A 25147-nucleotide genomic window follows, 5' to 3' on the forward strand; every position below is an offset into this window, starting at 1 on the left:
ATTACCCACCTTCACTTTCTTCCGGCTGACCGGCAAACGTCCCCGTGGCGTGAAGCATCACGATCTCTTCCGTCGCCGTTGCCGAGGACATTTCATGGACGATGCGTCCGTTACGCATCACGAGAAGCCGATCGCTGATACCGATGGCTTCGGGTAAATCGGATGAAATCACCAGCACCGCTTTTCCGGCCCGGGCCAGCTGATCGATAAGCTCATAAATTTCCCGCTTGGCCCCGATGTCGACCCCGCGGGTGGGCTCGTCAAGGATCAGCAGCCGGGAATCGCGCAGCAGCCAGCGCGCCAGCGCCGCCTTTTGCTGGTTGCCGCCGGATAAGTCCTTTACCGGCAGGTCGAGTGCGTTGAGCCGCAGCCGCAGCCGGGTCATCTGTTGGGTAACGGCGGCGCGCACGGCGCCCTGCCTGATCACGCCGGCGGTGACGTAGCGGTCAAGCGAGCTGAGCGCGATATTGCGCTCAACGGAATGGTCCAGAAACAGCCCCTGCGCCTTGCGATCCTCGGATACCATGCCGATCCCATCAGCAATCGCGGCGGTTGGATCGGCGGGGGCGCTTTCCTGTCCCGCCAGACGCACCGTACCCGCCGTGCGCGGGTCGGCGCCGAACAGCAGTCGGCCGATTTCGGTCCGCCCCGAGCCGATAAGCCCGGCCATGCACACCACCTCACCGGCCCGTACCTGAAAAGTCACCGGACCGACCTTATCTCCCGCCAGGCCGGTCACACCCAGCAGGACTTTCCCGGGCACGCGGGCGTCATGTTGATAAAGATCAATGATTTGCCGCCCCACCATCATGCGCACCACCTCGGCGGGAGAGATATCGCGCATGTCCCGGGTGCCCACCCAGCCGCCGTCGCGAAACACCGTGACGCGATGCGCCAACTGCCAGACTTCCTCCATACGATGCGAGATGTAAATCATGCCCACGCCCGCGCGGCTCATTTGGTTAATGATACCGTAGAGCGCCTGCGCTTCAGTGCGGGACAGGGCGGCCGTCGGCTCGTCAAGCACCAGGACGCGCGCATCCTCGCTGACGGCGCGGGCAATCTCCACCATCTGCTGCCGGCCGATGCTCAGCGCACCGAGCGGCTGGCGGGGATCAATATCCGCCTGGATGCGCTCCAGTTTTTGCCGTGCCTCCCGGTACATCCGTTCCCGATCCAGCCACCCCAGGCGGGTCAGTGGCTCCTGGCCCAGCGCCAGGTTTTCGGCCACCGTCATATCCGGCACCGTGTTAAGCTCCTGGTGGATGATGGCGATGCCGTTGCTGCGCGCATCACGCGGCGATCGGATAGCGATAGCATTACCGTCGATCAGGATGCGACCGCTATCGCGCGCCACATTGCCGGCCAGGATCTTCATCAGCGTCGACTTGCCCGCGCCGTTCTCGCCCATCAGGGCGTGGACTTCCCCGGCCCGCAATTCGAAGCGGACATCATTTAGCGCCAGCGTGGCGCCATAGCGTTTCGAGATCCCCTCAAGCTGTAAAAGGGGGTGTGCCGTTCTGTCAGCCATCGTCCTCACCCTGCGGAATAGGCCGCGTCGCCCATCCCGCCCGTGTTGATTTTTCGCCGCTTACCAGCCCGGGTAGCCGGCCACGTTGTCGCGCGTGACCAGCACGCTGGGAATAAGAACGGTGCGCGCGGCAACCGGTTTGCCAGCCGCGATATCCTGGGCAATCTTAATGGCCTGGTGCACCATTTCCCCCGGATTCTGCGTGGCGGTGCCGATAAAGGGCGAGCCTGATCGCTTGAGCTCGTCCACTGCCTCCGGGCTGCCGTCGACGCCTGTGACCTTAATACCTCCCGCCTTGCCCGCCTGTTCCACCGCCAGCACGGCGCCCAGGGCTGAGGGGTCGTTCATGCCGAAAATACCGGTGACGTCGGGGTGGGCGGTCAGCATATCGGTGGTCACCGCCAGTCCGGAGGCCCGGTCGTTGCGGGAAGACTGTTGCCCGACAATCTTGATGCCGGGGTATTTTTGGGCGACGTTTTTACAGCCCTTAATGCGATCTATAATGGTCTGGATAGGCGTACCGTCCACCAGCAGGACTTCCCCCTTGCCGCCCATTTGGGTAAATAAGTAGTCACAGGACTTTTCCCCGGCCTGCACGGCGTTGGTCATAACGGCGGCGTCCGCCCCTTTGGCCGGGGTATCCACTGCAATCACAATGATGCCGGCGGCTTTGGCCCGTTCGATAGCCGGCTCGATACCGGATTCATCCACAGCGGAAATCACGATCAGATCCACCCCCTGCTGAATAAAAGCGTCGATCTGGGTATTCTGGTTGGACAAATCCAGCTGGGCGTCCTGGACGTTCAGCGTCGCGCCGATCTCGCCGGCCATTTTTTTGCCGCCTTTGGTCATGGCGGAAAAAAATGGATTCGACATGTCCTGGACCATTAACCCGATGCGGGCGATCTTTTTCGGCGCGGCCTGCGCCTGGACCGCGGGCGCCAGGCTGAGCGTGGCGGCGACCACGGCGGCGACGGCCACGGACAGACATGTTTTATGGATTATTTTCATTCGATTCCCCTTCACTTCACGTATTGTTGGATAGCACAGGTGTAGGTACAGCGCGCCGGGACATCCTGCAAAGGCGTTGCCCGGTTACGACTCTTCTTTCTTTTTGGACGCGGCGGGAAAACCGCAGCCGCAGGACTGGCGGACGATAAGCTCCGCCGGTACCTGCTGTTGATACTCGCGCCGGAATACGGGCAAGGGCGTCGCGTTTTGCGGCCCGGTTTGCTCACCGATCAGCGCCACCAGCATTTCGGCCGCGCGCCGGCCGATCTCTTCGCTGTGTTCGTTCAGGGTGGTAAGCGGTGGGTTAAGCAGCGGCGCCCAGTCGAATTCGTCATAGCCGACCAGCGCCATGTCGGCGGGAATGGCGATCCGGCGGTCCTGCAGGAGTTTTAACGCCCCCAGCAGCAAGGGGTTGTTGCCGGCAATCAGCACGTCCGGCAGCCGCGCGGTTTGTTCCAGGTACTGTCCGAGCATGGCATATGCCGAGTGCGTGTCGTTATCGGTTTCCAGCACCACCAGCCGGGCGTCATGGCGGCGGGCCGCTTCGCGTATGCCGCGTTCGCGCTCAAAGCGCGTGGTCCATTTTTCCGGATAGATCAGGAACAGCCATTCGCGATAGCCGTGCCCGGCCAGATGGTCTCCCACCAGCAGGCTGGCGTTATAGTTATCGGTGGTGACGCTGGGATGGCTGTTTTCACCCAGGGGGGCCGAGTCAACAAAAACGATGGGGATCCCCCATGTTTCCAGCAGCCTGATGTTGTCGGGGCTCAGCGTCAGCGTGGCAATCACGCCGGCCATGCGCGACTCGATAAGCCGCTTGATCATCCGGTCTTCAAGGCAGGGATCGTACACGCCGTCCACCGCGACATCGCCCACCACCACCGTCCAGTTCGAGGGCCGCAGCGTTTGCTGGATGCCGGACATCAGGTTGAGGTAATAAGAGTTTGACGCGTGGGCGGTGATCACCGCCACCGAATCCCGGCTGGACCGGCGCAATTCCTGCGCCGCCCGATTGGGAACATAACCCAGTTCCCGCGCCGTCCGCAGGATCATGTTGCGGCTCTCCTCCGACACGCCTTCACCGCCGTTAAGCGCCTTGGATACCGTAAACATGGATAAACCCGTGGCTTGGCTGATGTCCCGCATAGTGACTTTTCGCATGGGCATTTTCTGGTCTCAATGGCCGTTTTCACACCGACCTAAACGTTTATGTTGTTAAGCTAAACGTTTAGTTAGCCGTTTTCAGTGAGCAAAATCTCGTTTTCGGCGCTTTTTTACCCAGGGTAACGCGATGTGACGGCCACGACTGCCTTAGGATACTGTGGTCCAGGCGCGTATCCGCGCCGCGAGCGGTGAGCTACCCACCGCAACGCTAAGGAAATGGTGTTATTTGAAAAAGTTAAAAATAAAATTAACCAAAAGCGGCGCTATTTAAGTGCAGGTGCGCACATATTAAGTGCAGGCGGTCGTGGAGGTGATTTTTATAATAAAATTCTTTTATAGTAAAAAGAAATCAGTAATAAAAAGATTTTATTCATCGTAACATTGGTTGCATGGAAAATTTAATTTATTAATTTAAATCAATGATAATTCATAGGGTTAAGTAAGCGTTTTTGTTTAATTTTATAAAATAAAAAAGCTGGCATAGTGATTGCAATATTTAACCGTGCTCGAAGCGCATGGTAAATTAAATTATATGCTGTTTTTTATTACTCATTAAATATAAAGGTTGAGGCATTATGAATTTTTCGGGTAAGAAACACACAGGCGCTTTACTAGTATTAATGTGTTCGCTGTTGAGCGCCTCTGTCTGGGCGCAAGATAATAATATCCTGAGATTCGGCACGGCATTAGGCTACGCGCCCTTTGAGTATCGCGGCAGCGACGGTCAGATGACCGGTTTCGAAATAGAGCTGGGCAATGCCATCTGCGCCAAATTGCAAAAAAAGTGCCAGTGGGTGGAAACGGAAATATCTACCATGATCCCGGCCTTAAAATCGCGAAAATTTGACGCAATTCTCGCTTCTATCGGCGTTACCGAAGCGCGTAAAAAGCAGCTTTTATTCACCAATAAAGTCCATGTCGGGCATTCGCGTCTTATTGCCAGGGACGATGCCGGATTCAGTTCGGATACCGCGAGTCTGGCCGGTAAAAGCGTCGGTGTCGAGCAGGGCACCAACGTAGAATCTTTTGCTAAAAAAGTGTGGGCGCCGGCGGGAGTAAAAGTGATCTCTTATAGCAATCAGGATCTGGCCTATAGCGACCTTCGTTCCGGCCGGCTGGATGCCGTGCTTACCGGTGAAGTGCAGGGGGAACTGGGCTTCTTGTCCACGGATAAGGGAAAAGGCTATCGCTTTGCCGGCAACGCCATCGAGGATCCGCTGCTGGGCACCGGTGAATCGGCTATCGCCGTCGACAAAAATAACCAACAGCTGGCCGACAATATTAACCAGGCGTTAAAGGAACTGCATGCCGACGGCACCTATCAGAAAATAGCCCGCAAATACTTTCCGCCCAGCATCGATATTTACGGCCAATAACATTACCGGCGAAACGAGGTATTTATGATCCCACAGGGCTATAGCGATATGTTGCTCGCCGGTATCGGCATGACCGTCCGTCTATCCCTGGCTTCACTGGCGGTGGCAATGCTGCTCGGACTGGCGGGCGCGGTAGCCAAGTTATCCGGTAGCCTGGTCTTGCGCGGTATTGCCACTCTCTACACCACGGTCATTCGTAGTATCCCTGATTTGGCCATTATGCTGCTGGTATTTTACAGCCTGCAAATGGGGCTTAATAACGCCACCGACGCCTTAGGCTGGCAACAGATCGATATTAATCCCTTTGGCGCCGGCGTGATTACCCTGGGTTTTATCTATGGCGCCTATTTCACCGAGACCTTTCGCGGTTCCATTATGGCGGTGCCTGCCGGCCAAATGGAGGCGGCCAAGGCATTCGGCATGGGTGGCTGGCAGAGTTTTCGTTTGATTATGTTTCCCCAGATGATGCGTTTTGCCCTGCCCGGGTTAAGCAATAACTGGCTTATTCTGGTCAAGGCCACCGCATTGGTATCGATAATCGGCCTGTCGGATATTACCAAAGCGGCCCAGGAGGTCGGTAAAGGATCTGGGCAACTCTTTTTCTATCTGGTGATTGCCGCGTTGTTCTATTTACTGGTCACCAGCATATCCGGCGTGGTGATTGCGCTCTTGAGTAAACGTTATGAGCTTGGCGTGAGGGAGGCGGGATTATGATTGAAATTCTGCAAACTTATTGGAAAGCCTATATCTGGCATGATGGCTACCAATATTCCGGTTTGGTAATAACCCTCTGGTTATTGGTTGCCTCGCTGCTGATGGGGTTTTCATTTTCGCTACCATTATCTATTATGCGTGCCTCAAAAATAAAATTTTTCTCAGTGCCGGTATGGTGTTTTACCTATGTTTTTCGCGGCACGCCGCTGTATATTCAACTGTTGATTATTTACACCGGCGTCTACAGTTTGCAATGGGTGCACGATCAACCGCTGTTAAATGACTTTTTCCGCAATGGTTTTTATTGCGCCATACTGGCGCTGGGCTTAAATACCACGGCATTTACCACAGAAGTATTTGCCGGAGCCATCCGCTCTATTTCCCCAGGTGAGATTGAAGCGGCGCGGGCATTTGGCATGAGCCGGCATATGCTGTACCGAACCATTATTTTACCCTCCGCGCTGCGGCGCGCTTTACCTTACTACAGTAATGAAGTCATCCTGATGTTACACGCGACGGCCATAGCCTTTACGGCCACGGTGCCTGATGTGCTGAAAGTGGCGGGGGATGTCAATGCTGAGACGTATATGTCCTTTCAGGCTTATGGCATTGCGGCACTGATTTATTTAATGGCTTCATGCGCCCTGATTACATTATTCCGCCTGGGTGAGCGTCGCTGGCTGGCATTTATGCGCCCGATGAATACATAAAACATTTTTATTTTGACAGGACAAGGCATTGGAAAAGCTCTTTGTTGATAATTTTAGTAAAAGTTATGGCGATAATCTGGTATTGCGTGGCGTATCACTGCGCGCCAAGGCCGGTGATGTCGTCAGTCTGATCGGCGCCAGCGGTTCGGGCAAAAGTACGCTACTGCGTTGTATTAATTTTTTAGAGCGGCCGGATGACGGTGCGATATTTTTTGACGGTAAATTGATAAAAACAATTAAAGACCGTCAAGGCCGGATGCAAGTCGCCGACGGCAAAATACTGCAAAAGATCCGTACTCGCCTGAGCATGGTGTTCCAGCATTTTAATTTATGGAACCATCTTACCGCGCTGGAAAATATTATGCTCGCCCCCGTCAATGTTCTGGGTATGCAAAAAAAGGATGCCTATGAACGGGCTAAACTTTATCTGGATAAAGTGGGCTTACCGATGCAAATGGCCAACAAATATCCTTCGCATTTATCCGGCGGCCAACAGCAGCGCGTGGCCATTGCCCGGGCGCTGGCCATGGAACCCGACATTATGCTGTTTGACGAGCCAACCTCCGCCCTGGACCCGGAATTGGTGGGTGAGGTGCTCAAGGTCATGCAACTGTTGGCGGAGGAAGGCCGCACCATGATCGTCGTCACCCATGAGATGGGCTTTGCCCGGCATGTCTCAAACCAGGTGTTGTTCCTGCACCAGGGAAAAATTGAAGAGCAGGGACGGCCACAGGAAGTGCTGACCCATCCCCAAAGCGAACGGCTGCAATGTTTTCTCAGCGGTAATTTGAAATAACGCGTCACCCACGGGGCGTGTAAACATCTGTTTGGCGTAGGGCTGGCGACACCCCTGCGTCGGTATATCCCGAAAGAGGCTGTTATGAACCAGGAAAAATTGACACAACTGATCGAAAAATTTGGCAATCATATTGAAGACGGCAAAATTTATAATCCGGATTTCGCCGCCGCGGGAAAAGTGCTGGAGGCCAGTCGCGCTCCCGGCCACAGCCGGTGGCCGTTGGCCGACCCGGCGACCTTCCTCAACCTGGCCTATGACGCAGGCGCTTACCAGCAACAGTTCGCCGGCCTGGATGTCGCTATCATCGGCGTTCCCATGGATCTGGGCGCCGGCGACCGTCCCGGCTGCCGTTTTGGTCCGCAGGCGGTGCGCTCGGTCAGCCGCGTAGGGCCTTACGATCGCATTCTGAATATTGCCCCGGCCGGCGTACTCAAGGTGATGGACGTTGGGGATGTGGCCTTCACCAATCCGCGCAGCCTGGAACAATGTCACCAGGATATTGAAAACTATTATCTGCGCGTGATGGATGCGGGAGTGGTTCCGCTTACCGTCGGCGGCGATCATTCCATTACCTATTCCATTCTGCGAGCGGTAGGTAAAAAGCAGCCGGTAGCCTGTGTGCATTTTGATGCCCACTGCGATACGTCCGGTGCTTACGGCACGAAATACCACCACGGCGGACCGTTCCGCCAGGCGGTGCTGGACGGCGTGCTGGACCCGGAGCGATGCGTGCAAATCGGTATCCGCGGCGGCGGCACCTACCACGGCGAGTTTTCCCTCGAGTCCGGCATGACCGTAATTTATGGTGAAGATATCCTGGAAAAAGGCACCGCCTATGCCATCGAGAAAATCAAAGGAGTGATAGGCGATCGTCCGGTGTATATCTCCTTTGATATTGATTCGGTTGACCCCGGTTACGCCCCGGGCACAGGGACGCCCGAAGTTGGCGGCCTGACGCCGCGCGAGGTACAACAAATCCTGCGTTCGATGGCCGGCATGAATATCGTCGGCGCAGACGTCGTGGAAGTGGCGCCTCAGTACGATGCCACCTCGAACACCGCACAAATCACAGCTCAGGTGCTGTTCACCGAGCTTTGTCTTATCGCGCTGGCCAAACGCTGAGAATAATGAGGCTGGTTCCCGCACGCTAAGGCGCGGTTACCGGCTGTTATAGGGATGATTTTTTCATACGGGCACTTTATGCTTCCAGTTACCGCGCGGGCACGTCGTGCAGGAAAGCGCTTTTTACTCCTTGATAATATGCTGCTGGAACTGGGCTTTTCGGCGGTTTTTCCCCTGTTATCGGTGCATTTTGTCGAACAATTGGGCTGGCCGGCGGTTATAGTCGGGGTGTCGCTGGGTATTTGGCAGTTTATCCAGTCGGGCACCAGTATTCTCGGCGGCGCCATTGCCGACTATTTTGGCGCTAAACCGATGCTGGTGATCGGCATGTTGCTGCGCGCCGCCGGCATGGGCCTGATGGGTTTTGCCGATCGTGGCTGGATTTTGATGATGGCCTGTACGCTTGCGGCCATTGGCGGCATGCTGTTCTCTCCTTGCCGATCGGCGCTGGTGATAAAACTGGTACGCCCCAACGAGCGCGGGCGCTTTTACTCGATCCTGATGGTTGAAGACAGCGCTTTCCGGGTGCTGGGCGCGCTGTTGGGCAGCTGGTTATTAATGGCCTATGACTTCCAAAGCGTTTGTTTCGCGGGTATGGCCATGTTTATCCTGGCTGCCGGCTGGAATGCCTGGAAGCTACCTGATTACAAGCTTTCCAGCGTCCGTGCGCCCATTCTGTCGGGCATGGCGCGGGCATTTAACGACAAGCCGTTTCGCCGTTATGTCATGATCCTGACCGGTTATTACACGCTCAACGTGCAGGTGATGCTGATGTTGCCCATCGCAGTACAGGCGGTGGCCGGTTCGCCGGCGGCGGTGGGCTGGATGTACTCCATTGACGCGGTGATGGCCCTCCTGCTGCTTTATCCATTGGCGCGCTGGAGCGAACGCCGTTTCCGTCTGGAGCAACGGCTGATCTTCGGCCTGGCATTAATGGCCGCCAGCCTGGTATTGGTCGGGTATGTGGACCGGCTTATGGTGTTGTTCAGCCTGGTCATCTTGTTTTATCTTGGCTCGCTTATCGCCGAACCGGCGCGCGAAACGCTGGGCGCGGAGCTGTCTGATTATCGCGCCAGAGGCAGCTACATGGGCTTTAGCCGCATGGGCGCGGCGGTCGGCGGGGCCCTTGGCTATAGCGGCGGCGGCTGGCTGTATGATTTCGGCACGCGTACCGCCACGCCTGCGTTGCCCTGGCTGATACTGGGCGCTATCGGTCTGGTCACTCTGGTTGCGCTTTATATGCAGTTCAGGAACCATCCGACGCAAATTGCCAGGTTGCGCAGCCTGTAGCCGCGGGCGCCGGGGCGGACAGCAGCTGGATAAAGCGCGCCAGGCGCGGCGTGTGCAGGGCATGATGCCGGTACAGCAGCCAGGTGTGATTGGTGATCGGCTTATTATCTTCGTCGAATATGGGGCAGGGGTGCAACGCGGCATCGAAGGGAAGGTAGTTGGATAAAATGGCATAACCCAGTCCGTGTTTGACCATTTCCAGGCAGACTTCCAGTTTGTCCACCGTCATGGCCACCCGCGGCGGGGCAGAGAAACTGGCGTTCCACCAGCGATCGAGCAGGGTACTGATATAGGGACCGTGGCTGATGCGGATCTGCGGCAGATGAGGCAGATCCGCCAGGTCGACCGGGCGATGGTAAACGATAAAAAAATAATTTTCATCCACCATGTGTTTGCCCTCTTTCCAGTTGAGATCGTCTTTAACCAGCGCCAGATGCACGTCATTGCGCTGAAGCTGGTGGAAAATTTCCAGACTCAGGCCGGTGGTGACATTCACCGCCACCTGGGGATGCTGGGCGATGAAGTCTTGCAGCAGCTTTGGCAGCCGGTAGGCGGCATAATTGCTGGAAGCGCCAATGCGTATTTCTCCGCGCAGCCGGTCACCGCATTGCTGCAAATTTTCTTTCATATCCCGGTAGTCCTGCAATACCTTAACCGCATAGTGCGCGATTTGTTCTCCTTGCAGAGTAAACGTGAGGCTTTTGTGGCTCATGTCGAAAAGCTGCACATCCAGCTTTTTCTCAATCTGCTTGAGACGGTAACTGAGCGCCGGCTGGGACGTATTAAGTAATTGGGCGGCGCGGGTAACGTTTTTTAATTCATAAACGGTACGAATAATCAGCCAGTCTTTATCATCCATCACGGTACTCCTTAGCCCGGAACGGGTAACCGTTCCGGGCATGTTGCCATTCGGCCCGTTTTCCCGGCGCCTATGCCTTTCAGGACCCTTATGGGTCTCAACGCACTGGCCTGACCTGGCCAATGGCGGACAGCACCACGCACATCACCAGCCGCAGACCGATATCCTGGGTTAGCGAAATACCGGCTCCGGCGCACGCGACCACTGTTATAGCCCAGACTGAACAGCCGGGGGATAAGAATAGCATAAAAATCCAAGGTCTCTTCCCCCTTGCCCAAGGTAGAAACGCCAACGGTAATCAGGAACATGACGAAGGTAATCCGCCACGCCCCGCGCCGTTTAAAACGGTGCGCCACCCGGCTGATGCCGGCAGCACTTCACCAAAAGAATGCGGCTTATCAATGTGCTGGCAGGCGCCGGGACCGGGCATTTATTCGCCACTGCGTTTGATGCGGAAAATCATCGCCTGTACCTGGGTAATACGCAGGAAGCTCGGTTAGCCAACAGCTCAGCGTTCTGCGTCGCGGGGATTTTGGGTTGAACCCCGAACCCTGGACATCATTTTCAACAACTTGACGGGTAATCAACAGACGGCGCTGGGCGTACGTATAGGGTCTTCCCCCGTATTGCAAGACGGCAGTCATAATGATAGTGACAGGTTTGCTTTCGTATACCTTTTACTTTTTCTTCTGATTAAAGTTTATCCATCATGGCGGAAATGGATGCTGTCGTGAAGAAGGGGGAAGACCATCTCATCGCTTACGATGAAAAGTCCTGCTATACCGGAGAATAGATTGCGGTTTCATGACAATTTAATTAATTTTTTATTTTATGAATACTGTTTTAAAAAATAGTAACCCTAGGTTACTATTTAGGATTATTCCAAATGTAGAAATTATTTTTTGCTGTTTTAATGGCTGCCATGGCATAAAGACCTTGCCATGATCGCTAACCATAAATAATAGAAATCCAGTTACGGATTATATTATCGATGGACGTTTCTGAAACGAATAACATAGGAATTACATCATGAATATGAAACATTTTTTTTTGAGTTTTATCCTAGTTACGGGTTGTGTCAGCACCGCAATGGCGCATGATGCCAGCTCGGCCAGAGCCGCTGCGGACTCTGCCCGTAATTCGGCTCGCAGTGCAGCGGACTCCGCCCGCAGCAATGCCGCAGAACGCGCCTCAAAGGCTGAGTCCTCATTCGGCAGTCAGCGTTCGCAGGCCCAGGCCGCAGCGGACTCCGCCCGCAGCAATGCATCAGAGCGCGCCTCAAAGGCTGAGTCCTCATTCGGCAGTCAGCGTTCGCAGGCCCAGGCCGCAGCGGACTCCGCCCGCAGCAATGCATCAGAACGCGCCTCAAAGGCTGAGTCCTCATTCGGCAGTCAGCGTTCGCAGGCCCAGGCCGCAGCGGACTCCGCCCGCAGCAATGCATCAGAGCGCGCCTCAAAGGCTGAGTCCTCATTGAGCAACCAGCGTTCGCAGGTCCAGGCCGCAGCGGACTCCGCCCGCAGCAATGCATCAGAGCGCGCCTTAAAGGCTGAGTCCTCATTGAGCAACCAGCGTTCGCAGGTCCAGGCCGCAGCGGACTCCGCCCGCAGCAATGCATCAGAACGGGCCTCACAGACTGAGTCCTCATTGATCACCCAGCGTTCGCAAGTCCAGGCCGCAGCGGATTCCGCCCGCAACATGGTGGCGCGATCTGAGTTGCAGGACGGGGCAGAAAAGTAGGCGCGGGATAGTGCATTCGCAAACAATCACTGTCAATTGAATGATGATAGTTAAACGCTGAGATAAAATCCTGTTTGAATAAGTTCGGTGGCGTACAGCATAATCGATCTCTCGGTATGTTCAGGGCCTGAGTAAGTATTATTTTTTTAGTATTCACGCCAGTACATATCGGGATTTTTAAAATATCAGACTGCTATATTTTCTTCCTTTATAACATGGTCATTACTGAATAATTTTTTTTGTGACAATATTTGAAATGTTTTTATATTTAATTTTAATCGTTAATTTTTTATTGCACACCAAAATGCCTGCATTCCGATTTATTCAACAGTGTCTCGCTGATAATGACAGGCCCGTGGTACACAGCGACAGAAGCGCTCATTACCGTTGGCCGGGTTGCTAACCGTCCTGGTTGGTGAACTGACGTAAGGTCCGCAATCATGATGGGCTTACCGGCAGGAACCTGTTCTGGCCCGTCGTTGGCCAAACCAATAGGCGCAATGGCTTGCGGGTGCGGAATGGGCTGTTCCGCAATGGCTATAACGGCGCGGCGCTTGCATGTTGCTCAAAGTCCAGTTTATCGGTAAGGCAAATGGACAGAATGGACGCATCTTGTTCTCCCTGCGTCACAAAGGCGTGCGGCATCGAACTATCAATGTAGGCGCTGTCGCCGGGCAATAAGCAAAGCGGGGCATACCAGGCGGTATGCAAAATGGTTGTCCCGCTGATCGCGTAGATAAATTCTTCGCCTTCATGGCAGGACCATTGGTCCTGCGGCGGCGCTTCGCGTGCGGTAATCTGCATGACTATTGGGATCATGCCCTTATGGGTCAGTTCCTCGGCGTGCACATTGTAGATGTAATGCGCGTTGGTAAATACCAATCCTTCTCCCGCGCGGGTGACGGTCCGGCGGCCCGCCACCGGCGGACGGGCATTTGCTGCGGACGACGCGTTCTGCCTGAACAAATCGCTGAAGGACAAATCGAAGGCGTTGGCAATTTTGGTGATGGTGTCGAAGGAGGCCGATACCTGGCCATTTTCTATCTTTGACAGCGTCGAGATGGACACTCCGCAGTTTTTCGCCACCTGTTCCAGCGTCCAGCGCCGTTCCACCCGCATGGCCTTAATCCGTTTGCCGAAATCCTGCTCGGTGGTCAACGCGGTCCTTATGCCTGCCGTTTTACTGTAGCTATTATTCTCCATCGCCCGCTCCGGAATACTGAGTACCTACTTAGCGCTGAAGTGTACGTTATTTTCTCATGGATCGCTTATTTTTTACTATAAGAAAAACATTTTGGTGTAAATGAAAAATAGGCGGCATGATGTGAAAACCAGCGCAACCCGCGGGTCCGGGAAAACCGGCGGCGGTTGATTCATTAAGCTACGGGAGAAGGACGTGAGCGAAACCATTATTGCTACCGTTTCCATGCAGGCGTTTTATGACAAGCCGCGTAATGTCGGCAATATCCTCGCGCTACTGGCGCAGGCCGTCGCCGCCGGCGCCAGGCTGGTGGTGTTTCCCGAGCAAATTTTGCAAGGCTACCTGACCGATACCCTGAGTCTGGATTTCGATAACGTGGCCTGGCAATTCGCCAACGCCGAAGTGATCGAAAGCGGGGAGGGCATCGGCCAGATCCGCGAGGCGGTGATCCGGCATCAGGTCTATGCGGTAGTGGGCATGACCGAGCGCCATCCCCGTTACCCGGAAGTCCTGTTCAACACCGTGGTGCTGCTGGGACCGGGCGGGGAGGTGGGCCGCTATCGCAAAGTGCACCAGCCGGGGGACGAGAAGCATGTTTATTATCCCGGCGAGGGTTTCCCGGTATTCGATACGGCGCTCGGCCGCATCGGCATGCTGATTTGTTATGACAAGGTGTTTCCTGAAAGTACCCGCGAACTGGCCCTCAACGGGGCGGATATCATGATCATGCCCACCGCCTGGGGGCTGGCGGGCGACAGCCGGGATCCGGAGCAGGATTCCATGGTCGACAGCTATACCCTGTTCGGCCGGGTGCGCGCGATGGAAAATCAATGCTGGATGGTGGAATCCAATTTGCACGGTCCCCATGGCAACCTGCTGTATCACGGCCACAGCCGCATCATCGATCCGCGTGGCAATATTATTGCCGATACCGGCAATGCGGCGGGCATCGCCCTGGCGAGCGTCAACATCCGGCAGGATATCACCCGCGCGCGCAGCGTAGGGTATATGGGGTACTTTTTCCTCAAGGATTATGTGCCGGTGCGGGCATCCGATCCGCCGTTAACCGTCCGCCATTACCATACCCGACAGGTGGGGGAATAACGTCATGCCGCATACCCTGGAAGCAGTTAATATCTCCAAAAGCTATGTCTCGGCCGCGGGGCCGGTGGCGGTGCTCAATGCCCTGGATTTTCATGCCGATGAAAATGAGTTTATCTCCTTTGTCGGCCCCAGCGGCTGCGGTAAATCCACGCTGTTTAATATTATCACCGGCCTGCTGGCGCCGGACGACGGCCACATCATTATCAAAAACCGCGAGACCACCGGCAGCCCCTCGCCGGATCTGGGCTATGTCCTGCAAAAAGACCTGCTGTTCCCCTGGCGAACCGTGCTGGAGAACATCATCCTGGGCCTGGAGGTGCGGGGAATAAATAAAAAAATCGCCCGTGAACGCGCCGCCGACTTATTGCGTACTTACCACATGGAAGGGTACGAGGATAAATATCCCGCCCAGCTGTCCGGCGGCATGAAACAACGGGTGGCGTTAATGCGCACCATGGTTACCGAGCCCGAAATCATCCTGATGGATGAAGCGTATAAGGCGCTGGATTATCCGCTGAAAGTCTCGCTGGAGTCGGAACTGCTGACGGTGGTGAAACAGCAGAAAAAGACGGTGATATTTATCACCCACGATATCGAGGAGGCGGTCACGCTCTCGGATCGGGTCTATGTCATGAAAGCCAGGCCGGGCGAAATCGTACACGAGATAAGGGTCGATTTGGAAACCGACAGCATGATCATTCCCGAGCGCCGGCTTTCGCCGCGCTTCAATGAGTATTACGAAATGATTTGGCGCAGCATCGGCGCCGCCCCGGTCAATATATGAATGTTTTTCGCGAGGCGCAATCATGAGCAGTATTCCGCAACCTACCCGGGTGAACACGTCCCGCAAGAGCGAACGGCTGGAGTCCTTTTTCCGTACCCCGGCCGTCAGGCGCTATACGTTGCTGCTGTTGCAGATACTGATAGTGGCCGGCCTGCTGGCCGGCTGGGAAATCGGCGTACGCAACGGCAGCATCAGCAAGTTCCTGTTCGCCAGTCCCAGCATGGTGTGGGAGGTGCTTGTGCAGCGCTTCCAGTCCGGCGAACTGCTGGCCGACATTCAAATCACCACCTACGAGACGCTGATAGGCTTTGTCGTCGGCGCGATAGGCGGGTCTATCCTGGGATTGTTGCTGTGGTACTCCAAATTTATTTCCGATCTGGCCGCGCCCTTTATCGCCGCCATCGGCGCCATTCCGGTATTGGCCATCGCGCCCATCACTATCATCTGGTTTGGCACGGAAATGCTGTCCAAAGTGGTTATCGTCGCCTTCTCCTGCGTGGTGGTTTCGCTGACCACCTCCTATAAGGGCGCCCTGCGCACCGACCCCGACCTGATAAACCTGCTGCGGTCCTTCGATGCCTCGCGCACGGTGATTTTCGTCAAGCTGGTAGTGCCGTCCGCCATGCTGTGGGTCGTGTCCGGCCTGCGCCTGAACGTCGGTTTCGCCCTGGTGGGCGCCATCGTCGGGGAATACATCTCCTCCGACGCCGGCGTCGGACATATGATCCTGCTGGGCAGTTCCAATTTCGGTATGAATATCGTCCTGGCGGGTATTGTGCTGGTGATGGTTATGATGCTGATTTTCAACGGGTTAGTTGCTTTACTCGAACGTATGATTCTCTCATGGGAAAGGGCCTGAAAAATGAATACAAGCAAGCGTATACGTAGTTTTACCCTGGCTGCGGTACTGTGCGGCGCGGTGTGGGGGTCGGCGTCGGCGGCGCAAACGCCGGTGCGCATCAACCAGGCTTTTCAATCATTGCTCTACCTGCCGCTGTATGTCGCGCAGGAACAGGGCTTTTTTAAACAGCAGGGCCTTGAGGTCAAGATCAGCACCGGCGGAGGCGGCTCCCAATCCTGGGCGGCGGTGATCGGCGGTTCGGCGGATTTTTCCATCCAGGACCCGGTGTTTGTGCCGAAATCCCATGAAAATGGCGGCGGCGGAGTCGTGGTGGCCGGCGTGCAAAACGCGCCGACGGTGTTTATCTTCGGCAAGGACGCCACGCCGCTGCAAAATAACCTGAGCTTTTTGTCCAATAAGCGGGTGGTGACCAGTCCGCAGCCCGACACCACCTGGGCATTTATGAGCTATCTGATCAAGCAGCAAAAATTAAGCAATGTGAAGCTGGTGCATGTGGCGATAGGCAATGAAATCCCGGCGGTGGTGGCCGATCGTGCCGACTATGCGCTGGCGGTGGAGCCGCAGACCTCGATGGCGGAAAAGCAGAACGGCCTGCATGTGGTGTATTCATTTTCCGCCAACCAGGACTGGTTTCCCTTTGCGTTCTCCAGCCTGACCACGACCCAGGACTACATCGACAAGAACCCCGCGCAGGCGCAGGGCGTGGTGACCGCCTTTGAAATGGCGTCGCGCTTTATTTACAGCAATACCGACCGGGCGGTGGAGATTGCCGCCAAATACTTCCCCAATGTGCCCAAGGATCTGGTGCGCACCGCGGTGCTGCGCGAAATCGACGCCAAGGGCTATCCGGAGAATGTGCTGGTCTCGCAAAAAGCGTGGGACAACAATATGAACATTGCCCTGTATGCCAAAAACATCAAGGCCTATCCCTCGGCCGCCACGTCCTACGACAGCAATGTGAATACCGAACTGGCCGGCAAAGCCAAGCAGGCGGTAGATGCCATGGGTAAACAGTAGGAGCGGGGCCATGAATGATGAAATCGCCGCGCGTTTGGCGCTGATTAACCTTTATACCCCGGCGGATGCCGCGCTATTACTCCCATTGCTTGGCGACTGCGCGCAGCGGGCCGCCGGCGTGGCCGCCTACGGCGCGCGCCATTTCCCGCCGGCCCTGTTGCCGGCCACCGCGTGGGTCTCGCCGCTGCATCCGCCGACGGCGATGGCCGTGGAGGAGGGCTGATGGACGACCTGTTAGCGTTTTCCATGGGCGAAGCCGGACGCCGGGTGCGAGCCCGGCAGTTCAGCTTCCCGGAGCTGCTGGAGGCCTGCCTGGCACGCGAAGCCGCCACCCGCGATCTGAATGCGTTTAACGCGCTTTATCGCGATCAGGCACGCAACGTGGCGCAGGCCAGCCAGACGCTGCTGGAGCAGGGCTACGATCTCGGTCCCCTCCAGGGGATGCCGATCGCCATTAAAGCCAATATCGCCCTGGCGGGGCAGGAGATGCACGCCGGCAGCCGGATACTGGCCGGATCGCTGGCGCAGCGCGATGCCGGGGTCGTGCGGCGGTTAAAACGGGCCGGCGCGATTATCATCGGCAGCACCAATATGCATGAATTCGCCTGGGGCGGCACGACGGATAATCCCCATTACGGCCCCAGCGGCAACGCCTGGGATGGCAACCGCATACCAGCCGGCTCAAGCGGTGGATCGGGCGTGGCGGCGGCGGTGCGCAGCGCGCTGGGCGCGCTGGGCACCGATACCGGCGGGTCCATCCGGCTGCCCGCCGCCATGAATGGCGTTACCGGGTTGCGCCCGGGCGTGGGACGGATCGCCACCGACGGCATTTTCCCGCTGGCCGCCAGTCTCGACACCGTCGGGCCGCTGGCCGGCTATGCCGAAGACTGCGCGCTGATGTTCAGTGCGCTGACCGGCGATACCGTACCCGCCGCCTTACCCGATCTGCACGGCCTGCGCATTGGCCTGCTGGGGGAGTATAGCGAGAAAGTACAGCCGGACGTGGCGCGCGCCTATCATGATTTGACGGACTGGTTCCGCGCCGCCGGGGGCCGCTGCGAAACCCTGTCGTTCAGCGGACTGGAGCAGGCGGTTAATGCCCTGGTGTTAATCAATCTGGCCGAGCCGGCCGCGCTGCATGCACCGTGGCTGGCGGACCGGGCCGGGGAGTACGGGGAAGATGTCCGCCTGCTGTTGCAGGCCGGCCTGGGCATCAGCGCGGTGGAGTATTTGCAGGCGCAGCGCTATCGCACCGCATTACGACAGCAAATGGTGGAAAAATTCAACCAAGTGGACGTGATACTGGCACCCACGCTGCCGTTTACCGCGCCGTTGAAAGGCCAGACGCAGGTACGCATCGGCGATGATGATGAGAGCGTGCTCACCGGCAATATGCGCTTTAACGCGCTTGCCAGCCTGGCCGCGCTGCCCGCCCTGAACCTTCCCGCCGGTTTTGACAGTGCGGGCTTACCCATCGGCATGCAGCTGATTGGCCCGGATGGCGGCGAACAGCGACTGATGGGCATCGCCGCCTGTTTCCAGCGGGAAAGCGACTACCACCGGCGCACGCCGGTTATGGTCAACCGTTGAAAAAACTGCTGTTCCAGGATGTGCTGATTCTGCTGGTGGTAGCATCGGGCTGGGCGTTCAACGTGATCGCCATGAAATTCGGCCTGATGGAACTGCCGCCTCTGCTGATGTTGTTGGTTCGCTTTATGATTGTGGCGGCAGTACTGGTGCCGTTCAATCCAATACGGTGGCAACAGGTCCCGCTACTGTGTTTATTGGCATTTACCTTTGGTTTTGTTCACTTTTCACTGCTGCTGCTCGGTATGCGCTATACCGATGCCGGCAGCGCGGCCGTGCTGGTACAGATGGGGACCCCGATGGCGATGGCGCTGGCGGCGGTATGGCTGAAGGAAAGGCTCACATTGCGGCAGATAATCGGTGTTTGCGGCGCTGTGGCGGGCGTGGTGGTGCTCTCCGGCAGCCCCGCGCTGAATTCATGGCATGGGCCGGCTTTGCTGCTGTTAAGCGCCGGCGGGTGGGCCGTGACCACTATTGTGATTAAGCGATCGCCGCCGATCCCGCCGCTGGCGATGACCGGCTGGCTGTCGCTGTTTGCCATTCCCCTGGTTTCACTTTGTTCCTTCCTAACGGAGCATCACCAATTGACGCTGTTCCTGGCGGCGGGCTGGCGGGGTTGGCTTGGGATAATCTACAGCGCGCTGGGTTCGTCGCTGATATCCTATTCGCTCTGGTACGGGTTATTGAAAAAGTATCCGGTAAACCAAATCCTTCCCTGGTCGCTACTCAGCCCGGCGCTGGCGGTGTTGTTGGGGGCGGCGATACTGGGCGAAAAACTGGATCAGGGCAAGCTGCTGGGCGCCGTACTGGTTGTCGGCAGCATTTTCATCGCGGTGATGAATCCGGGACGATACGGCCGAGGAATCCCCATATCCGCGGAACGTCGCCGGCGTTAAAAAAAGTCTCCGGCTGAATACCGCCGAACCGCGCGGCTTCCACCGCCGTACAGGGCCGCCCGACGGTGAAATGAAGCCGGCCGCTAAAGCAGACGGTAGCGATAAAAGGGGTGCGGCCACGGCCCGGTTTAGCGTCGGGTGACATTCATTTGCGGTGTCAGAATGCGTTACGAAACACCTGATTGGGTTGGTAAAATCATTGTGCTTTTCAAAAAATAATGATTATTATTCTCATATAAAGATCGGGACGCCATGACGTTCCGGCTCTTGCTGCTTCTTGATGCAATGTGAAACCCCTTTTAGCTGCCTGGCGCTGGCCCGGCGGCAACCTCAATTCATTGAAATGGAGATAGTATGGACGTGATAACGACCACCGGCGGACGGCCGGGGCCACGCGCGGCGTATGCGCTGCTGCTGGCTGGCGCGCTGTTGTTTACCCTGGCCCAGGAGGCCTGGGCGGCACAGGAGCCGCTGCGCAAACCCGTCGGCAAAGGCGCTTACGAGATGGCGTACAGCACGCAAGGCGACGCGCTTTACCTGGCCACCTCGCAAAGCCGCAAGCTGGACAAAGGCGGGGTGGTATATCGCCTCGACCCCGCCACGCTTGATATCACCCAGATTATCCACAACGATATCAAACCCTTCGGCGCCGCCATCAATACCAAGACCGATACCCTATACTTCGGCAACACCGTCGACGGCGCGGTCACCGCCATCGACGCCAAAACCGGCGCGGTAACAGGCCGGCTGGTGCTGGATGGGCGCCAGCGTTCTGACACCGTCAAACCGCTGGCGCCGCGTGAGCTGGTGGTGGACCAGGAGACCAATACCCTTTATATCGCCGGACTGGGTGAGTCCAGCGTGATATGGGTGGTGGACGGCGCTACCCTGACCCTGCGCGCCACCCTGGACGATATCGGCAAAATGGGCACCGGGCTGGCGCTGGACGCGGCGGCAAAACGCCTGTACGTGACCAATGCCGACAACGAACTGCTGTCCATCGACACCGTCACCAACAACGTGGTGCTGCGCAAAAAGCTCGATGAAACCGCGACGGAACACTTTTTCCTCAACCTCAGCCTGGACCCGGCGACGCACCGCGCGTTTATCACCGATTCCAAACAGCCGCAGGTGCTGGTGGCGGATACCCGCAACGGTAATATCCTGGCGAAAATCGGCGTGCCGGCATCGCTGGCGGTGCTGTTTAACCCGGCGCGCAACGAAGTCTATGTAACCCACCGCCAGGCGGGGCAGGTGAGCGTGATCGACGCCAAGACCTATAACGTGCTGCGCACCATCGCTACCCCGGTGCATCCGAATAGCCTGGCTCTGTCGCCCGACGGCCAAACGCTGTATGTCAGCGTAAAGCAGGCTTCCAGCCGCCAGCAGGAAGCCACCAGCCCGGATGACGTGATGCGTATCGCGCTGCAGTAATATCCGGCAGGGCGCGACGGCGTCCTGCCTGACCCTTTCCGATATGCCGCCCGCCCCGGAACTGGACGTGCCGGAGGCACGGCGCAAGCGGGGCATTTCCGCTGCGGGTTGCCCAACGGCGGTGGCAGGCTCTGGGCGCTTACCCGATTACTGCTGATATTCTCCAACAACCGGCTTTGCATTCCCCATTCAAGACGTCGCAGAAAGCGCGCCTGGCTCACGCACTGGTATGCTCAGAAAACCACCGTTCTTCACATTAAGGAGAAAATGTGAAGAATTCCCGCATTCATATACAATGATAACGATTCTTATTACTATTCGTATTCTCTTGGGAAAATATAAATTGCAATAGGATCATAATAAATGTGTGTAACTAAAAATTTCACTATGGGACCGCTCGCCATTTTATTCACCGCCATTTTCAGCAGCGGCGCCGGCGCCGAAACGACGGGGGAAACCGACAGCGAGGACGTGATGGTCGTCAAGGCCACGGCCGAAGAGGAGCTGAAACAGCAGCCCGGCGTATCCATTATTACCGCGGACGACATTAAAAAAGAACCGCCGGTAAATGACCTGTCGGATATCATCCGCAAAATGCCCGGCGTCAACTTGACCGGCAACAGCGCCTCGGGCAGCCGCGGCAACAACCGCCAAATCGATATCCGCGGCATGGGGCCGGAAAATACGCTGATCCTGATAGACGGCAAACCGGTCACGTCGCGTAATGCGGTGCGCTACAGCTGGCGCGGGGAGCGCGATACCCGCGGCGATACCAACTGGGTGCCGGTGGAGATGGTCGAGCGGATCGAAGTGTTGAGAGGGCCTGCGGCCGCGCGCTACGGTTCCGGCGCTGCGGGCGGCGTGGTGAATATTATCACCAAGCGGCCGACCAACGATTGGCACGGGTCGTTATCCCTGTATACCAACCAGCCGGAGGATGATAAGGAAGGCGCCACCAAACGGGCCAATTTCAGCCTGAGCGGTCCGCTGATCGACGATGTGCTGACCATGCGATTGTACGGCAATATCAATAAAACCGACGCCGACAGCCCCGATATCAATACCCAGCAAAATGGCTCCTATGCCGCCGGCCGCGAAGGGGTGCGCAACAAGGACATCAACACGCTGCTATCATGGAAAATCGATCCCCGGCAAAGCATGGACTTCGAATACGGCTACAGCCGCCAGGGCAATATCTACACCGGCGATACCCAGTACAGCAATGGTAACGTCAGCAGCCTGGTGCCGACGCTGTATGGCGAGGAAACCAACCGCATGTACCGCCAGAATTATGGCGTGACCCATAACGGCGTCTGGGACTGGGGCCAGTCCCGCACCGGCTTCTATTATGAAAAAACCAATAATACGCGCCTGATGGAGGGGTCGACGGGACGCGTAGAAGGCATGATCAATAGCGACACCTTCTCCACCAGCCGGCTGGAGAACTACAAAGCCAATACGGAGCTGAATATCCCGCTGAAGTTATTGGTGGATCAAACCGCTACCCTTGGCGCCGAATGGAACCGCGAAGAGCTGAACGACCCGGCATCGATGCATGCCACCAGCCAGACCAATGCGAACATCGGCGGTGTATCGGGCAATCCCGCGCTGCGCAGCAGTAAAAATAGCGCGGAATTAAGCGCGCTCTATTTTGAAGATAATATCGAAGCCCTGCCAGGCACCGACCTTATCCCCGGACTGCGTTTCGATTATCACAGCAAGTTCGGCGCCAATTGGAGCCCCAGCCTGAATATGTCCCAGGAGCTCGGCGATTTTTTCAAGCTCAAGGCGGGCATCGCCCGGGTGTTTAAGGCGCCTAATCTGTATCAATCAAGCGAAGGGTATTTATTGCGCACCAATGGCAACGGCTGCCCGGCGGGGGTCGCCACCGGCGCCTGCTACCTGCTCGGCAACGATGACTTAAACCCGGAAATCAGTATCAACAAAGAGATCGGCCTGGAATTTACTGCCAACGGCTATGACGCCGGCATCACTTATTTCCGTAACGATTACCGTAATAAAATCGTGGCCGGCACCGATGTTATCGGCACCGCGTCGGACGGCGGCAATATCCTGCGCTGGGAAAATGGCGGCAAGGCGCTGGTGGAAGGGCTGGAGGCTAATCTGGCGATACCGGTGCTGCCCGATACGCTGAACTGGCGTACCAATGCCACTTATATGATCACCTCCGAGAATAAGGAAACCGGCAATCCGCTATCGGTGATTCCCAAATACACCATCAATACCCTGCTGGACTGGCAGGTTAACGATAAATTGTCCGCCAATGCGGCCTGGACCATGTACGGCCGGCAGAAACCGCGTGAATACGCGGACATACGCAACGAAGTCGGCTCGCTGTCCAGCAAAGAACTGGGTGCTTATTCCGTGCTGGGCGTCGGCCTGAATTACGATGTGACAAAAAATGTCCGGGTCAATGTCGGTATCAGCAATCTGCTGGATAAACGCATTTATCGTGAAAACGAAGGCGCATTAACATATAACGAACCAGGACGAGCCTATTATGCCGGCTTAACCACGTCGTTCTGACGGATATTGCGCCGCCGGAAAGCAGAGAACCCTGGCGGCGGTGAAAAAACGGGGATGGCCGGCAGGTCACTGCCTGATCCCTTCAATTGAAATAAGCACGTCCACCTGCTGCGAGGCCGGACCCAGATCCGTGGTGATATTAAAATCTTTTAGCGCCAGGGTTCCTTCAGCTTCGAAACCCGCGCGATAGCCGCCCCAGGGATCGTTGCCCTGGCCGACCAATTTGGCTTCCAGGGTAATGGGTTTGGTCACGCCGTTTAACGTCAGGTTGCCGGTGATATCCCATTCATCGCCGTCTTTTTTCACCTGCGTGGAGGCGAAGGTGGCCTGGGGATGTTGTGCTACGTTGAGGAACTCCGCGCTCCTGAGATGTTTATCGCGTTCCGCATGATTGGTATCGACGCTTGCGGTGTTAATCACCACGTTCACCTTGCTGGCGGCGGGATTATCAGCGTCGAATGTGAAGCCGCCGTCAAAATCCCTAAAACCGCCGTAGAGCCAGCTGTAGCCAAGATGTTTGATCTTGAATTGAATAAAAGCATGCTGGCCCTGTTTATCAATTTTATACTCCGCCGCAACGGCTATGCCCGAGGCGAAAAATAACGCGACCGTCGCCAGGCCCAGGCTAGTCTTTTTCAGCATGGTGTTTTTCCTTATATTGCGCAGGTTGATGAAGGTGATACCCAAGCATCCGCTTAAGCGTGATGTCGCCATCGATAAAATGATGTTTTAACGCGGCCAGGCCGTGCAATACCGACAGGATCACCACGCACCACGCCAGGTACAAATGGATGTCGCCCGCTAAATCGGCTTGCCCCGCCAGGCCGCTCAGGGTGGCCGGAACGGAAAACCAGCCGAATACATTTATCGGCTGCCCGTCCGCGGTGGAAATCAAATACCCGCTGGTAAGCAGGGCGAAGAGCAGGATATATAAAGTCCAATGCGCCAGCACCGCGCCGGCGCGGGTCAGCGGCGAGTAATGGCTGAGGGGTTTGGGCGGCGGGGAAATAAAACGCCAGATCAGGCGTAAGATCATCATGGCGAACAGGAGACAGCCGATGCTTTTGTGCAGTTCGGGCGCGCGATGATACCAGGTCGCATAATAGCCAAGCGTCACCATCCACAGGCCAAGCGCAAACATACCGTAAACGGCCAACGCCACCAGCCAGTGGATAGCAATGCTGATATGGCCGAAACTGTCGACTGAGTTGCGCCAGCGCATAAGGCATCGTCCTCGTGGGTTGCGTTACCATTGGTCAACAAATAAAACAGATTGAAATAAAAAAGCAATTTAAGTCGTGTCAAATACGTTAAAGTTTTGTAAATAGAAACAACGAGTCCTGCCTTGGAAATGTTGGCATCAGACGTGGGCAAGGTTATTTTTAAGCCCGCGGAGAACGGC

At 56.4% G+C, this 25147-nt stretch carries 24 protein-coding genes and 1 pseudogene; 16 read left to right on the top strand and 9 right to left on the bottom strand.

Translation table 11 applies throughout. The annotated features are described in order from the left end of the window. Nucleotide 1: 1 nt before the first annotated feature. From ACL2XM_RS05025 to ACL2XM_RS05035, 3 genes are all read right to left on the bottom strand, one after another. Entirely contained in the window at nt 2-1531 is a 1530-nt protein-coding gene (locus tag ACL2XM_RS05025; RefSeq protein ID WP_410014575.1) for a sugar ABC transporter ATP-binding protein, read from the bottom strand. Between the two features lie 60 nt (nt 1532-1591). Next, on the bottom strand, nt 1592-2542 hold the full coding sequence (locus ACL2XM_RS05030; RefSeq protein WP_410014576.1) for an ABC transporter substrate-binding protein: 951 nt from the start codon (nt 2540-2542) through the stop codon (nt 1592-1594). An 84-nt stretch (nt 2543-2626) separates the two neighbouring features. Continuing rightward, nucleotides 2627-3703, bottom strand: a complete 1077-nt coding sequence (locus ACL2XM_RS05035) for a LacI family DNA-binding transcriptional regulator (protein WP_410014577.1) — start codon at nt 3701-3703, stop codon at nt 2627-2629. 635 nt (nt 3704-4338) lie between these two features. Here ACL2XM_RS05035 and ACL2XM_RS05040 point away from each other — a divergent pair. From ACL2XM_RS05040 to mdtH, 6 genes are all read left to right on the top strand, one after another. Further along, nucleotides 4339-5082 carry a transporter substrate-binding domain-containing protein gene (locus ACL2XM_RS05040; RefSeq protein WP_413729903.1) on the top strand — a complete coding sequence of 248 codons (744 nt, stop codon included), beginning with the start codon at nt 4339-4341 and terminating at the stop codon, nt 5080-5082. Between the two features lie 27 nt (nt 5083-5109). After that, nucleotides 5110-5796 carry an ABC transporter permease gene (locus ACL2XM_RS05045; RefSeq protein ID WP_410016789.1) on the top strand — a complete coding sequence of 229 codons (687 nt, stop codon included), beginning with the start codon at nt 5110-5112 and terminating at the stop codon, nt 5794-5796. Beyond that, entirely contained in the window at nt 5793-6506 is a 714-nt protein-coding gene (locus tag ACL2XM_RS05050; protein WP_413732545.1) for an ABC transporter permease, read from the top strand. The genes ACL2XM_RS05045 and ACL2XM_RS05050 overlap by 4 nt, the downstream gene beginning before the upstream one ends. Nucleotides 6507-6534: 28 nt before the next feature. Next, nucleotides 6535-7302 (top strand): ABC transporter ATP-binding protein, encoded by a 768-nt coding sequence (locus ACL2XM_RS05055; protein ID WP_410014580.1) that lies wholly within the window; start codon nt 6535-6537, stop codon nt 7300-7302. 84 nt (nt 7303-7386) lie between these two features. Next, nucleotides 7387-8427 carry an agmatinase gene (gene speB / locus ACL2XM_RS05060; RefSeq protein WP_410014581.1) on the top strand — a complete coding sequence of 347 codons (1041 nt, stop codon included), beginning with the start codon at nt 7387-7389 and terminating at the stop codon, nt 8425-8427. A gap of 78 nt (nt 8428-8505) precedes the next feature. Further along, nucleotides 8506-9717 (top strand): multidrug efflux MFS transporter MdtH, encoded by a 1212-nt coding sequence (gene mdtH, locus ACL2XM_RS05065; RefSeq protein WP_410014582.1) that lies wholly within the window; start codon nt 8506-8508, stop codon nt 9715-9717. Here mdtH and ACL2XM_RS05070 read toward each other — a convergent pair. From ACL2XM_RS05070 to ACL2XM_RS05080, 3 genes and pseudogenes are all read right to left on the bottom strand, one after another. Further along, the gene (locus tag ACL2XM_RS05070; protein WP_413723126.1) at nt 9674-10576 is read right to left on the bottom strand and encodes a LysR family transcriptional regulator; all 903 of its coding nucleotides are present in this window, start codon (nt 10574-10576) and stop codon (nt 9674-9676) included. The two genes, mdtH and ACL2XM_RS05070, sit on opposite strands and share 44 nt — an antisense overlap. Before the next feature lie 97 nt (nt 10577-10673). Continuing rightward, nucleotides 10674-10823 (bottom strand): hypothetical protein, encoded by a 150-nt coding sequence (locus tag ACL2XM_RS05075; protein WP_413723553.1) that lies wholly within the window; start codon nt 10821-10823, stop codon nt 10674-10676. 16 nt (nt 10824-10839) lie between these two features. Continuing rightward, nucleotides 10840-10932, bottom strand: a pseudogene (locus tag ACL2XM_RS05080) (hypothetical protein); the annotation flags it as partial. Nucleotides 10933-11605: 673 nt separating this feature from the next. Between ACL2XM_RS05080 and ACL2XM_RS05085 the strand changes: the two are divergent. Continuing rightward, nucleotides 11606-12313 (top strand): hypothetical protein, encoded by a 708-nt coding sequence (locus ACL2XM_RS05085; RefSeq protein WP_413732546.1) that lies wholly within the window; start codon nt 11606-11608, stop codon nt 12311-12313. A gap of 537 nt (nt 12314-12850) precedes the next feature. On the opposite strand, the gene ACL2XM_RS05090 is transcribed toward ACL2XM_RS05085, so the two are convergent. Next, nucleotides 12851-13516, bottom strand: coding sequence for a helix-turn-helix domain-containing protein (locus tag ACL2XM_RS05090; protein WP_410014585.1), 666 nt, complete (start codon nt 13514-13516; stop codon nt 12851-12853). A gap of 193 nt (nt 13517-13709) precedes the next feature. On the opposite strand from ACL2XM_RS05090, the gene ACL2XM_RS05095 reads away from it, so the two are divergent. From ACL2XM_RS05095 to ACL2XM_RS05135, 9 genes are all read left to right on the top strand, one after another. Then, nucleotides 13710-14618: a carbon-nitrogen hydrolase family protein gene (locus tag ACL2XM_RS05095; protein ID WP_410014586.1), complete on the top strand. Its 909-nt coding sequence runs from the start codon at nt 13710-13712 to the stop codon at nt 14616-14618. A gap of 4 nt (nt 14619-14622) precedes the next feature. Continuing rightward, nucleotides 14623-15402 carry an ABC transporter ATP-binding protein gene (locus ACL2XM_RS05100; protein ID WP_410014587.1) on the top strand — a complete coding sequence of 260 codons (780 nt, stop codon included), beginning with the start codon at nt 14623-14625 and terminating at the stop codon, nt 15400-15402. Between the two features lie 22 nt (nt 15403-15424). Next, nucleotides 15425-16261 carry an ABC transporter permease gene (locus ACL2XM_RS05105; protein ID WP_413723123.1) on the top strand — a complete coding sequence of 279 codons (837 nt, stop codon included), beginning with the start codon at nt 15425-15427 and terminating at the stop codon, nt 16259-16261. 3 nt (nt 16262-16264) lie between these two features. Beyond that, complete coding sequence (locus tag ACL2XM_RS05110; RefSeq protein WP_410014589.1) at nt 16265-17281, top strand: ABC transporter substrate-binding protein; 1017 nt, start codon at nt 16265-16267, stop codon at nt 17279-17281. A gap of 10 nt (nt 17282-17291) precedes the next feature. Next, entirely contained in the window at nt 17292-17504 is a 213-nt protein-coding gene (locus tag ACL2XM_RS05115; protein WP_410014590.1) for a hypothetical protein, read from the top strand. Next, nucleotides 17504-18871, top strand: coding sequence for an amidase (locus tag ACL2XM_RS05120; RefSeq protein ID WP_410014591.1), 1368 nt, complete (start codon nt 17504-17506; stop codon nt 18869-18871). The genes ACL2XM_RS05115 and ACL2XM_RS05120 overlap by 1 nt, the downstream gene beginning before the upstream one ends. A gap of 5 nt (nt 18872-18876) precedes the next feature. After that, on the top strand, nt 18877-19764 hold the full coding sequence (locus tag ACL2XM_RS05125; RefSeq protein WP_413733190.1) for a DMT family transporter: 888 nt from the start codon (nt 18877-18879) through the stop codon (nt 19762-19764). Nucleotides 19765-20118: 354 nt separating this feature from the next. Continuing rightward, the gene (locus ACL2XM_RS05130; RefSeq protein ID WP_410014592.1) at nt 20119-21198 is read left to right on the top strand and encodes a YncE family protein; all 1080 of its coding nucleotides are present in this window, start codon (nt 20119-20121) and stop codon (nt 21196-21198) included. Between the two features lie 363 nt (nt 21199-21561). After that, entirely contained in the window at nt 21562-23745 is a 2184-nt protein-coding gene (locus tag ACL2XM_RS05135; protein WP_410014593.1) for a TonB-dependent siderophore receptor, read from the top strand. Nucleotides 23746-23811: 66 nt separating this feature from the next. On the opposite strand, the gene ACL2XM_RS05140 is transcribed toward ACL2XM_RS05135, so the two are convergent. Both ACL2XM_RS05140 and ACL2XM_RS05145 read right to left on the bottom strand, forming a co-directional pair. Further along, entirely contained in the window at nt 23812-24384 is a 573-nt protein-coding gene (locus ACL2XM_RS05140; protein WP_413733191.1) for a YceI family protein, read from the bottom strand. After that, entirely contained in the window at nt 24371-24967 is a 597-nt protein-coding gene (locus tag ACL2XM_RS05145) for a cytochrome b (RefSeq protein ID WP_413729910.1), read from the bottom strand. Before ACL2XM_RS05145 ends, ACL2XM_RS05140 begins: the two co-directional genes overlap by 14 nt. Between the last annotated feature and the right edge of the window lie 180 nt (nt 24968-25147).

Source organism: Sodalis sp. RH20, assembly GCF_047324205.1.
Lineage (GTDB): Bacteria > Pseudomonadota > Gammaproteobacteria > Enterobacterales > Enterobacteriaceae > Acerihabitans.